The organism is Ruegeria sp. AF5, assembly GCF_056541905.1.
In genome coordinates this window covers 105,163-117,055 of sequence record NZ_JBQFYZ010000001.1, presented here as the reverse complement: position 1 = coordinate 117,055, position 11,893 = coordinate 105,163, and the positions used below count along the sequence as shown (strand labels likewise).

General features: G+C 59.4%; 13 protein-coding genes. 6 read left to right on the top strand and 7 right to left on the bottom strand.

The window, feature by feature from the left end:
* Positions 1–159: 159 nt before the first annotated feature.
* The 3 genes from ACR0DS_RS00555 to secG form a co-directional block, all read right to left on the bottom strand.
* Entirely contained in the window at positions 160–642 is a 483-nt protein-coding gene (locus tag ACR0DS_RS00555) for a bacterioferritin (protein WP_267365948.1), read from the bottom strand.
* Positions 643–754: 112 nt separating this feature from the next.
* Entirely contained in the window at positions 755–2,398 is a 1,644-nt protein-coding gene (locus tag ACR0DS_RS00550; protein ID WP_480557348.1) for a CTP synthase, read from the bottom strand.
* Positions 2,399–2,558: 160 nt separating this feature from the next.
* On the bottom strand, positions 2,559–2,921 hold the full coding sequence (gene secG, locus ACR0DS_RS00545; RefSeq protein ID WP_209504291.1) for a preprotein translocase subunit SecG: 363 nt from the start codon (positions 2,919–2,921) through the stop codon (positions 2,559–2,561).
* A gap of 150 nt (positions 2,922–3,071) precedes the next feature.
* Here secG and nthA point away from each other — a divergent pair, with 150 nt between their 5' ends.
* From nthA to ACR0DS_RS00520, 5 genes are all read left to right on the top strand, one after another.
* Positions 3,072–3,686, top strand: a complete 615-nt coding sequence (gene nthA, locus ACR0DS_RS00540) for a nitrile hydratase subunit alpha (RefSeq protein WP_480486051.1) — start codon at positions 3,072–3,074, stop codon at positions 3,684–3,686.
* Positions 3,683–4,360, top strand: a complete 678-nt coding sequence (nthB, locus tag ACR0DS_RS00535) for a nitrile hydratase subunit beta (protein WP_480557346.1) — start codon at positions 3,683–3,685, stop codon at positions 4,358–4,360. Before nthA ends, nthB begins: the two co-directional genes overlap by 4 nt.
* Entirely contained in the window at positions 4,357–4,686 is a 330-nt protein-coding gene (locus tag ACR0DS_RS00530) for a nitrile hydratase accessory protein (RefSeq protein WP_480557344.1), read from the top strand. Before nthB ends, ACR0DS_RS00530 begins: the two co-directional genes overlap by 4 nt.
* 223 nt (positions 4,687–4,909) lie before the next feature.
* Entirely contained in the window at positions 4,910–6,205 is a 1,296-nt protein-coding gene (locus ACR0DS_RS00525) for an adenylosuccinate synthase (protein WP_209504287.1), read from the top strand.
* Positions 6,205–6,441, top strand: a complete 237-nt coding sequence (locus tag ACR0DS_RS00520; protein ID WP_480557342.1) for a DUF2842 domain-containing protein — start codon at positions 6,205–6,207, stop codon at positions 6,439–6,441. The genes ACR0DS_RS00525 and ACR0DS_RS00520 overlap by 1 nt, the downstream gene beginning before the upstream one ends.
* Before the next feature lie 201 nt (positions 6,442–6,642).
* Here the strand turns inward: ACR0DS_RS00520 and ACR0DS_RS00515 are convergent, their stop codons facing one another.
* Positions 6,643–8,262, bottom strand: coding sequence for an RNA polymerase sigma factor (locus ACR0DS_RS00515; protein ID WP_480492681.1), 1,620 nt, complete (start codon positions 8,260–8,262; stop codon positions 6,643–6,645).
* A 207-nt stretch (positions 8,263–8,469) separates the two neighbouring features.
* Between ACR0DS_RS00515 and ACR0DS_RS00510 the strand changes: the two genes are divergently transcribed.
* Complete coding sequence (locus ACR0DS_RS00510) at positions 8,470–9,177, top strand: thiamine diphosphokinase (RefSeq protein ID WP_480486043.1); 708 nt, start codon at positions 8,470–8,472, stop codon at positions 9,175–9,177.
* Here ACR0DS_RS00510 and ACR0DS_RS00505 read toward each other — a convergent pair.
* From ACR0DS_RS00505 to ACR0DS_RS00495, 3 genes are read right to left on the bottom strand one after another with little or no spacing between them, the layout of a single operon-like run.
* Positions 9,122–10,036 carry a DMT family transporter gene (locus ACR0DS_RS00505; protein ID WP_480557338.1) on the bottom strand — a complete coding sequence of 305 codons (915 nt, stop codon included), beginning with the start codon at positions 10,034–10,036 and terminating at the stop codon, positions 9,122–9,124. The genes ACR0DS_RS00510 and ACR0DS_RS00505 overlap by 56 nt on opposite strands.
* 45 nt (positions 10,037–10,081) lie before the next feature.
* Positions 10,082–10,498, bottom strand: a complete 417-nt coding sequence (locus tag ACR0DS_RS00500; protein ID WP_480557336.1) for a GFA family protein — start codon at positions 10,496–10,498, stop codon at positions 10,082–10,084.
* 20 nt (positions 10,499–10,518) lie between these two features.
* Positions 10,519–11,892, bottom strand: coding sequence for an L-serine ammonia-lyase (locus ACR0DS_RS00495; protein ID WP_480481524.1), 1,374 nt, complete (start codon positions 11,890–11,892; stop codon positions 10,519–10,521).
* Between the last annotated feature and the right edge of the window lies 1 nt (position 11,893).

Sequence of the window (11,893 nt, the reverse complement as noted above, 5' to 3'; positions counted from 1 at the left end):
GGAACTCTCCTGTTGTCACGTATCCTACAGCTAACGCTGAGAAAATGACCCGGCCAGAGTTTTTGCACCCAGCCAGGTCAATTTAAGGTGACGGCACAGGCACAGATTGCGTCAGCTTCGCAAAGCACCTGTGACATCCACCGGTTTGAAACCAAGGTCTCAGGCGTCGCCCGCAGCGCCAGAGACGAATTTCGCGCTAAACGCAGATTCGCCCAGACGTTGCAGAAGGCTCAGCTGTGTCTCCAGCCAGGCTTTATGACCTTCTTCTTCCATCAGGATGCGTTCGAACAGTGTACGCGAACCAACATCACCAACTTCGGCCGCCTGTTGCGCTGCATTGGTGTAAAAATCAACGGCCTCACTCTCGTCTTTGAGGTCAGAGGCGAACATCTCTTCCAGTGTGCCTGCTGCGGCCGGGCTTTTCTGAAACGCAAGCTCGGGGGTTCCACCCAGAAACAGGATACGTTCGATAAAGGCGTCAGAATGCACCAGCTCTTCCTGCATCTCGCCCCGCATTTTCTCGGCCAGAATATCAAGGCCCCAGTCGTCCAGAACATGCGCGTGCAACTGGTATTGGTGCGCGGCAGTAAGCTCCATATGAAGCGCTTGCTGAAGGTTGGTGATCGTTGTTGCGTTGCTCATCGGAAATCTCCTGAAACCGTGAAATGCAAAAGCAGAAAACCTGCCTCTCCACACAGTTAAGAGGTCAGCCCCCACGAAACAACGTGGGGTGACAGTCCGACACAGTCAGAGATTAGACCAGCCGCGAGGTGTCTTTTGCGGCCCGCACAAATTCGCGAAACAGCGGATGCGGGTCAAACGGCTTGGACTTCAGTTCCGGGTGGTACTGAACGCCGATGAACCACGGATGATCCGCCCATTCCACGATTTCGGGCAGACGACCGTCCGGGGACATGCCCGAAAACTTCAGGCCCGCTTTTTCAAGCTTGTCGCGATACTTGATGTCCACTTCATAGCGGTGGCGGTGTCGTTCCTCGATCTGCGTGCCGCCATAAACCTCGGCCACTTTCGATCCGTCCGCCAATACTGCGTTGTAACCCCCAAGGCGCATTGTGCCGCCCTTGTCGTCGCCGACCTTGCGCTCGACCTTGTGGTTGCCCTGTACCCACTCCTTGAGGTGATAGACCACCGGTTCAAACCGTTTCTTCCCGGCCTCATGGTCGAATTCCTCGGACCCGGCTTCGGTAATACCCGCAGCGTTCCGCGCGGCCTCGATCACCGCCATCTGCATGCCAAGACAAATGCCCAGATAGGGAACCTTGTGCTCGCGCGCATATTGCGCCGCCTTGATCTTGCCTTCGGTGCCACGCTCGCCAAACCCACCGGGGACGAGGATGGCGTGGAAGCCTTCCAGATACGGCGCTGCGTCTTCGGTGTCGAAAACCTCGGCATCTACCCACTCGATCTTGACCTTCACGCGGTTGGCCATACCGCCATGGGTCAGCGCCTCGGCAATCGACTTATAGGCGTCTTCAAGCTGCGTATATTTGCCAACAATTGCCACTTTCACTTCGCCTTCGGCGTTGTGGATGCGGTCGCTCACATCTTCCCATTTGGCCAGATCGGGCTTGGGGGCGGGGCTGATCTGGAAGGCATCCAGAACGGCCTGATCCAGCCCCTCGCGGTGATAGGCCAGCGGCGCGTCGTAAATGGTCGACAGGTCCTGCGCTGCGATCACGCTGTCTGGACGCACGTTGCAGAACAGAGCCAGCTTTTCCCGTTCCTTGGTCGGGATCGGCCCTTCGGACCGGCAGACCAGAATATCGGGGGCCAGACCGATCGAGCGCAGTTCTTTCACCGAGTGCTGGGTCGGCTTGGTTTTCAACTCGCCGGACGCTTTGATGTAGGGCAGCAGCGTCAGGTGCATGAAGATACACTGGCCGCGCGGTTTGTCCTGACTGAACTGTCGGATCGCTTCAAAGAAGGGCAGGCCTTCGATATCGCCCACAGTGCCGCCAATCTCGCACAGCATGAAATCAACCTCATCCTCGCCTATGGCGATGAAATCCTTGATCTCGTTGGTGACGTGCGGGATCACCTGAATGGTCTTGCCAAGGTAATCGCCACGGCGTTCTTTCTCGAGCACGTTCGAATAGATCCGCCCGGAACTGACCGAGTCGGTCTTGCGGGCAGCCACGCCGGTGAACCGTTCGTAATGGCCCAGGTCCAGATCGGTTTCGGCCCCGTCATCGGTGACGAACACTTCGCCATGCTCAAACGGCGACATCGTGCCCGGATCGACGTTCAGATAGGGGTCCAGCTTGCGCAGACGCACCGAATAACCGCGGGCCTGCAACAAAGCGCCCAAAGCTGCCGAAGCCAGCCCTTTGCCCAAGGACGAAACCACACCACCGGTGATGAAAATAAAACGTGCCATAGTTTTTCGGCTGCTCCCGTGAGACGTCAAAATCAGCTGCCCGGCGGTTCCGAAAAACCGCTGCATCACGGGACTTCACGTATAAAGGATTCGCGCCAAAAGCGCAAGAGAACCGCAAGATGCTGTTGCAGTCCTCTCTCAGGTTTCTAGGTTTTGTGGATCAATCCGCCTGCGGGATCAGCGGCGCGTTGTCGTCCTGTGCCGGCGGCAGAAGATCATCAACCGACGGAATAGCCGGAGCGCTTTCCTCGGTCGAAGCCGGTGCCGGAACGCCCAGACGGTCGATTACCGAGCTGCCCGAAGATTTCTGAGCCGCAAGAATGGTCAGTGTGATCGAGGTGACGATGAAACACGCTGCAAGTATCCAGGTCAGCTTGCCCAAAGCCGTCGCTGCCGCGCGACCGGTCATCGCACCACCGCCACCGCCCATGCCAAGGCCACCGCCTTCAGACCGCTGCATCAGGACAACGGCGATCAGGCCCAGAGCCAGAAGAAGATGGATGATGAGAACGACGTTTTCCATGGTGGTCCTGTACAGCGTGGCGTGTATCGCGTGGTACTTATGCAAGTTTGCCAGCGGGGGCAAGTCAGGAGTTGGCATCAACTTCCTTGATGTATCCCATCACGTCAAAGGGACTGGACAGTGCGTTGAGTTGTGACGCAGGCTGCGGCCATGCCACATGACGATCACGACCACCCGCATGCCCTGTTGCCACCCGAACCCGCATTGCGCGTCAAAGCGCTTGAGACGATTCTGACTCGCAAAGGGCTGATCGATCCGGCGGCTCTGGACGAGATCATCGACACCTATCAGAACAGGATCGGGCCGCAAAACGGTGCGCGCGTAGTTGCCAAAGCCTGGAGCGACCCTGCCTTCAAAGCTGCCCTGCTTGAAGACGCCACTCCGGTCGTAGCCGACCTTGGCTACTATGGCCGCCAGGGCGAACATATGGTGGTGGTTGAGAACACACCGGATCGGCACAACATGGTCGTCTGCACCCTGTGCAGCTGTTACCCTTGGCCACTGCTGGGTATCCCGCCCGGATGGTACAAGTCCGACGCCTACCGAGCCCGCGCGGTGCGAGAACCGCGCAAGGTGCTGGCCGAGTTCGGCGTCACCTTGTCCCAAGACACCTCTGTACGGGTTTGGGATTCGACGGCCGAAATTCGCTACCTTGTCTTGCCCATGCGCCCTGTAGGCACAGAGGGGATGAACGAAGAGGGGCTTGCCGCGCTTGTGACGCGCGACAGCATGATTGGCACGGGCCTTCCAAGGGTGCCCGCATGACCCGCGTTCACGATATGGGAGGACGTTTCGGTGACGGTCCGATAAACCCCGAGACAGAGGATGCGCCGGTCTTTGCCGAAGACTGGCACGCCCGCGCTCTTGCGGTGACACTTGCATCCGGTTTTCTGGGGCAGTGGAACATCGACGTTTCGCGCCACGCGCGAGAACGCCTGTCCCCGAAGGATTACGCCCGGTTTTCCTATTATGAGAAATGGATATCCGGTCTGGCCGATCTGCTGGTCGAAAAGGGTGTTCTGACATTGGATGATCTGCGTGGCGTGAGCGGCGACAACCCGCATCCCTTGGCGGACAGAGCACTCAAGGCGGAAGCGGTGTCCGCTGCGCTGGCCAAAGGCGGGCCTGCGGACAGGCGTTCCAATGTCGCGGCGCTGTATTCTGTGGGGCAAGAGGTTGTCACGGTCCAACCGGCGGCAAATCGCCTCGTGGATGGAGGTCACACGCGCCTGCCTGTCTATGCATCCGGTGCCAGGGGCCGAATCCTGCGCCTGCACGGAACCCATGTTCTGCCCGATTCCAATGCGCATGGGTTGGGTGAGGCGCCAGAGCCGATTTATGCAGTGGCTTTTGCGGCATCAGAACTCTGGGCCGCCCCCGAACATCCCGCTGACCAGGTGGTTCTGGACCTCTGGCAAAGCTACCTGCAACCGGCATGAACGACTGTATCACATACGGAGCCCCCGAGCCGGTTTTTGCTGAGCCCTGGCACGCTCAGGTTTTTGCCGTCACCGTCGCGCTGAACGAGGCCGGGCGGTTCGAATGGTCGGATTGGGCGGCGCGCTTTTCAGCGATACTGAAACGCAATGGACTTGCCCGGGAACTGGATGGCGGTGACGATTACTTCCACGCATGGCTGGAAACGCTTGAGACATTGCTGGCCGAACAGGGCGCTGCCATGCCGAAAGATGTGCAGGATGTGCATCAGGCCTGGGAAGAGGCTTACCTGACCACTCCGCACGGGCAACCTGTCCACTTACGATGACAGGGTAGGGGGCTCTGCCCCCGCCGCCCGTTCCGGGCGCCTCCCCCGGGATATTTACAGCCAGATGAAGCAAGGGATCCGCTCTTCATCTGGCTACAAATATCCCCGCCGGAGGCATCGCGCGCCCGCGCGATTTTCCTCTGCGGCGAAATATCGGTTTCCCTGCGGTTTTTGCCCCGCTATATGAGCCGGGTTTGATCACTCAGCACGAAAAGGACCGGATATGGCCAACGTGGTTGTTGTCGGCGCCCAATGGGGCGACGAAGGAAAAGGCAAGATTGTCGACTGGCTCAGCGAAAGGGCGGACGTAATCGCGCGTTTTCAGGGCGGTCACAATGCCGGTCACACGCTGGTGATCGACGGCGAGGTCTATAAGCTGCACGCGCTTCCTTCGGGTGTGGTACGCGGCGGCAAGCTGAGCGTTATCGGCAATGGTGTGGTTCTGGACCCCTGGCATCTGGTCAATGAGATCGCAACCATCCGGGCGCAGGGTGTTGAAATCACTCCCGACACGCTGATGATTGCCGAAAACACGCCGCTGATTCTGCCGATTCACGGCGAGTTGGATCGTGCGCGCGAGGAAGCTGCGAGCAAAGGCACCAAGATCGGAACAACCGGTCGCGGAATTGGCCCGGCCTATGAAGACAAGGTTGGGCGGCGTTCCGTTCGCGTTGCCGATCTGGCGGACGAAGCCACGCTGGAGGCCCGCGTGGACCGAGCATTGCAACACCACGATCCGTTGCGCAAGGGTCTGGGTATCGAGCCGGTTGACCGCGACGCGCTGATTGCTCAGCTCAAAGAGATCGCGCAACAAATTCTGCCGTTTGCGGCACCTGTCTGGAAAGTGCTGAACGAAAAGCGCAAAGCCGGGAAACGCATCCTGTTTGAAGGGGCGCAGGGCGCTCTGCTGGATATCGATTTTGGCACTTATCCCTTTGTAACGTCGTCGAACGTGATTGCGGGGCAGGCGGCAACCGGCGTTGGAATCGGTCCGGGTTCGATCAATTTCGTGCTTGGCATTGTTAAGGCCTATACCACCCGCGTTGGAGAAGGGCCGTTCCCGACCGAGTTGGAAGACGCAGACGGTCAGCGTCTGGGTGAACGCGGGCACGAATTCGGCACGACAACAGGCCGCAAGCGCCGCTGCGGCTGGTTCGACGCCTGCCTGGTGCGCCAGACCTGCGCCACCAGCGGCGTGAACGGCATATCGCTGACCAAGCTGGATGTTCTGGACGGGTTTGAGACCCTTAAGATCTGCACGGGGTATGAGCTGGATGGCGAGCGTTTGGATTACCTTCCGACCGCTGCTGATCAGCAAGCCCGCTGTACCCCGATTTACGAAGAAATGCCGGGGTGGAGCGAATCGACCGAAGGCGCGCGCAGCTGGGCGGATTTACCTGCAAATGCGATCAAATATGTGCGTCGGGTCGAAGAACTGATCGAATGCCCGGTGGCGCTTTTGTCCACAAGCCCGGAGCGGGACGACACCATTCTGGTGACAGACCCCTTTGCAGACTGATGCGCGAGAAACAGAAGACAGGGCTGAGTTACAAGGCACGCCGGCGCTGGTCTCTGGTGATCCTTGTGCTTGGTCTTCCGCTGTACATCATCGCCGTGGTGACATTCGTGAACTTGCTGGGGCGTCCTCCGATCTGGATTGAGTTGCTGGTTTATATCGTGCTGGGCATCCTTTGGGCCCTGCCGTTCAAGTTCGTGTTTCGCGGCGTCGGTAAAGAAGACCCGGATCAGTCGTAGCGCTTGTCAGGTACGTCTGAATGACCGGGCCTGCTGAGCACCGCGCAGGAAAACGCGTGGTCCTCGGCGGTATAGTGTCGGCTGTCTGGTATCAGTCGAAACGTTCGGGCTTTGTCATTCAGGACGGGCGTATGGTCCAAGGGCCAAAAGCAAAAAAGGCCGGGGGTTAACCCGGCCTTGCTTGATAACCTTCCAGCGTGATCAGCCTACGGCACGCTCGTCATCGGGGCGAAAACCGATAAGGTTGGACGCGGCGAAACGCCCGCCTCCGGCTTTCTCGATTTTACCATCGCGCAGCAACTGCCCAAAAGAACGCAGGCTTTCTTCGCGATTGAACTCGTCCTGTTTCAGTGAACGCACCTTGTTCATCAGCTGCGGGCGCGAAAACTGCTCCTGACCTTCGATGAAGGACAGATATGCGGCAGCCGCTTCCAGAAGATCAGGCAGCGATTGCGCACCCTGTTCCTGTGCAAACTGTGCGAAACCGCCTTCCTCCGATCCGGTTGCTTCCTGGTCTGCGGTGACACGACGTGGCGAGACCGGGCTTGCGGATGTTCCGTGTTCATCCACCCGCTGCTCGGCCACCAGCTTGAGCGGCGCTGGAGCTTCCGGTGCCGGACGCATGCTGGTTACCTTGATTTCGGGTCGCCGTGGGCTGACCACGGATGCCAGATCGCCGCGATATTCCCGGTCGGCCGCCTCTTCCGAGCGTGCCTGACCGTCGCGGTCGGCTTCGGTGGCTGCGACGGCGGTGCGCAAGTGCGAATAGGTTTCGCGCGCATCGCTGCTGCTGGGGTCATCCATATGCTCGCCGGTCTTTGCCATCAGGCGCGACATATCCTGATCGGGATCCGCATCGTCCGCCAGTTTTTGGCTCGAACGACCGGACAGGTGCTGTTCGATCTCGGAAATTTCGGTCAGCAGGTGCATTTCGTCGTCTGCCGTCAAAACACCCTGCGCCAGGTCTTCCTCGACCGGTTCATCGTCGGATTCAATTGCTACGTCTTCTACGTTGAGGATGTTGGGGGCATCCTCTTCGTCGAAATCGTCTTCGGCAACGTCTGCAAGATCAGCGAACAGAGGCTCGGCGGCGGTCTGATCCGCCACCGGTGTGTCTTCGATCTCGTCGATTTGCAAGGGCTGGGGGGTCAGGGGCGCCTGCAGGTCAACGTCTTCTTCGATCTGAGTTTCAGCAACTTCGGGGATCAGCGCATCAGCTGTCTCAGCCGCTTGCGGTTCTTCAGCTTCCTGATCCTGCATCTCGTCAATCGCAGGTGCCGCAGGCACTTCGGTTTCCTGGGCTTCAGGCTCTGTGGGCTCGGCAAAGTCTTCCGCGCTGAGCGCACCGGCCTCAAACGCGGCGGCCACTGCATCTACCGGGGGGGCGGTATTGGCCAACAGCGGTGAGTCTTCGTCTTCGGAATACTCGGCCGCGGGCACATCGGAATGAGAGACGACTGCGCGAATGCGTTGCAGTTTCGCCGCGATGCTGTCAGCGGCCGGGGGTGGGGTGTCCGCGACAGGTTCCGCTTCGGCGAACCCGGTCTGCGCAGGGGCCGGTTGTGGCTGAACGTGAGCGGGAGTTTCGGCAACATTGATCGTGGCCGTGTGCGGGGCCGGCTCTTCAGCAGCGACAGGGGTTTCGGTTGTCTGAGTGGCGCGCAGCAACAGGCCGGATTCGTTCTGACGGGCTTCGACGCGCTGCGACGCATCGCGCCGGGCGATGCGGGTCAGCATTTCGGCATCAGGTTGCGGGGGTTCCGAGCCGAAGTAACGATCATCCGCTGCGAGATCGCGGAAATATTCGGCGATGGCTTTCATCGTTTCAAAGGAATCATCGAATCCTTCCAAAGTGCAGGAGAAGGTTCCATATGAAACGGTTAGTACCTTGTTATTCTGTACCATCAGACGCACGTCCTTTACAAACTACGAGAGCCCACTTACCCGGAATCGGGAGCACACGAAGGCTCTGAACTTTATGCATGAACCTATCATTTTGTGGTCTTAATGTGTCCAAATCCGGGAAAAATGGCCAATCTTAGGGAAATCGAGCCAATTGTACGCTCTGCCGATCCAATTGGGCTGTTCGGAGGGGGATTTATCGGATCTGGAGACCTGAATCTGGTGCTGAATCGCGTCAATTCGGTCGTTGCCGCCGATGGCGGAGCGGACGTTTTGACAGAATCAGGCCGGATTCCCGATGCGGTGATTGGTGACTTCGATTCGCTGAGCAAAGCGACGCAAGCGAAAATTCCCGCGGATCGCCTGTTTGCCATCCGCGAACAGGACAGCACCGATTTCGACAAGGCTCTTCGCAATCTGCACGCTCCGCTGGTTCTTGGGGCCGGGTTTCTTGGCGGGCGACTTGATCATCAACTGGCCGTTCTGAACGTTCTGGTCCGGCGGCAGGATCAGGCCTGCATATTGCTGGGCGAACGTGAACTGGTTTTTCACGCGCCGCCAGAGATCAAGCTGCCGGTTGCACCCGGCGATGTGGTCTCGCTGTTTCCGATGCAGCCCGTGACGGGGCGCAGTACCGGGCTGGAATGGCCGATTGACGATCTGGCCTTTCGACCGGACGGGCAGGTGGGGACATCCAACCGCGCATTGGCGCCTGTCGAGCTGAAGATGGACGGGCCGGGCCTGTTGGTGATGATCCCGCGCGCAGCGCTTGATCCGCTTATGCAGGTGTTTCTGTCGGGGCAGACCGGGCGCTGGCCCGCTCGCGCAGAATGACGTACAGGCCTGCGGCAATGGTGATGACGATGCCAGCCGCAGCCAATCCATCGGGCAGGTCGTTGAAAATCACCCATCCGATCAGGGTTGCAACCGGGATTTCCAGGTATTGCATCGGGGCCAGAGTGGCAGACGGCGCATAGCGCAGCGACCACGTCATCAACAGATGCGCGACCGTACCCAACACCCCGATCGCAATCAGCAGCCAGTTCAGATCGCTGGATGGCAGGGTCATCGAGAGCTCCGGAATGTTCATTTGCGTGCCAATCAGAAGGACCGGAGCCAGAAGGACTGTCGCAAATACGCCGGACACAGCCTGCAACGACACCGGGTCGGTCTCTTTCGCGACTTGCCGGGTGACCAGCATGAACAAGGCAAAGACTACGGCAACGATCAGTGGCAGCAACGCAGGTGCACCTACCTCGGCAAAGCTGGGTTGAATGACCAGTAACGTGCCAATGAACCCGACGATGCAGGCGGCAAGACGGCGGGAACCGACCTCTTCCTCCAGAACATATTTGCCCAGCAGCAGCATGATGAATGGCATGACGAAGGCAATAGCAACGGCATCCGCCAATGGCAGGAATTGCAGCGCGCTGAACATGGCTGAAATGCCGATGATATGCAGCAGCGTCCGTAGCAGGGTCAGCCGCAGGATGCGTCCGCGCATCCGCCAGGGTCGCCCGGTCACCGCAACCAGCGGGATCAGGATCACCGCTTGCACCGCGAAACGGACCATGACCAGCAGACCCAGCGGTGTGGTCTCGCCCAACAGCTTCGCCATCGCATCCCCCAAGGGCGCGAGCACGCAAAAACCAAGCATCAAGAAGATGCCAAAGACGGGTCTGTCCTGAGTCATGAGCGCGACGCTAACTGTTTCGCGACGCAGAGGGAAGCGCTGTTGTCAGCGGTTGGGCAGGGGCTGAACCTTGGTGTAATCCGGCCCGTTGCAGGTGGGCAGACCATCCTCCAATTTCAGCCATTTCAGCTTTTCTTCATGCGCGACATGCAACGTTGGTTCCAGCGCTTCAGGAGCGCCCAGCGTCGCGACATATAGGTGCACCACATCCGACATGGCGGTTGACCGGAAGGACATCGGCGTGCCGCAGTGCGGGCAGAAGCTGCGCTCGACACCGGGAGAGGAGTTAAAGCGCTTGGGCTCTTCACCGATCCACCGCCAATGACCATCGCGAACTCCGAAATACGTTGTCATCGGCGCTGCGCATTGGCGGCGGCAACTGTCGCAATGGCAGGTGACGCATGAAAGTACCGGAGGGTCGACCTCGAACCGGATCTTGCCGCACAGACAATGCCCACGCATGTCGCCCCTCGCTTTCTGTTTCAACAGTTCGGTACGTTCACAGCCAGACCACCCAGCGAGGTTTCCTTGTATTTCTCATGCATGTCATGGCCGGTTTGGCGCATCGTCTCAATCACCGCGTCCAGCGGCACGAAATGCTGACCGTCCCCGCGCAAGGCCAGTGAGGCGGCTGAAACTGCTTTGATAGCGCCTAACCCGTTTCGTTCGATACAAGGAACCTGAACCAGTCCGGCAACAGGGTCGCAGGTCATGCCCAGATGATGCTCCAGCGCGATCTCGGCGGCATTTTCCACCTGTTCAGGGGTTCCCCCCATCACGGCGCAAAGCCCGGCTGCCGCCATGGCAGCGGCGCTGCCAACTTCGGCCTGACATCCCGCTTCGGCACCCGAGATTGAGGCGTTGTATTTCACCAACCCGCCAATGGCCGCCGCGGTCAGCAGGAAATCTTCGATATGGCTTTCGGACGCGCCCGGTACGTGGTCCAGATAGTAGCGTAGAACAGCGGGCAGAACACCTGCGGCCCCGTTGGTTGGCGCAGTGACAACTTGCCCGCCTGCCGCGTTTTCCTCGTTGACCGCCATGGCATAGACGCTCATCCAGTCGTTGATCGTGTGCGGCGCGGTCAGGTTCATGCCGCGTTCGGCCATCAGCGCATCATAGATGCCTTTCGCGCGGCGGCGCACTTTCAAACCGCCCGGAAGGATGCCGTCAGTGGTCAAGCCGCGTTCGATACAGGCATTCATGACGTCCCACAAACGGGCCGATCCTTTCGCGAAACTGTCGGCGCAGCCCCGCGCGATCTCGTTCGCGCGCTTCATCCCGGCTATGGTCTTGCCACTGGATTTGGCCATCTCAAGCATTTCTGCGGCGGATTTGAACGGGAACGGGACCGGGTCGCCTTCATCGGTGTCTTTCCCTTCGGCCAGTTCTTCCTCGGTCAGGACAAAGCCGCCGCCGATCGAATAAAACACCTGCCGCAGGATGACATCGCCCTGTGCGTCGGTAGCCATCAGGATCATCCCGTTGGCGTGCCCGGGCAAATTGTTGTCGTAGTCAAAAATCAGATCCGCCTTGGGATCGAAATGAAGCGTCGGCAGGCCTTCGGGCGTTACGGTGTGCGTGCGTGCGATATCGGCCAGCGCGGCCTCGGCCTTTTCGTTGTCATAGGTGTCGGGAACAAAGCCCGCCAGACCCAGAATGGTCGCCCGATCGGTCGCGTGGCCGACGCCGGTGAAGGCCAGCGAGCCGTGCAGCGAACCTTTCAGGCCCGTAAATTCAAAGGGGGACGCGCGCATCATGTCCAGAAAGCGCGCCGCGGCCACCATCGGGCCCATTGTGTGTGATGAAGACGGGCCAATGCCCACTTTGAACATATCGAAGACAGATAGGAACATA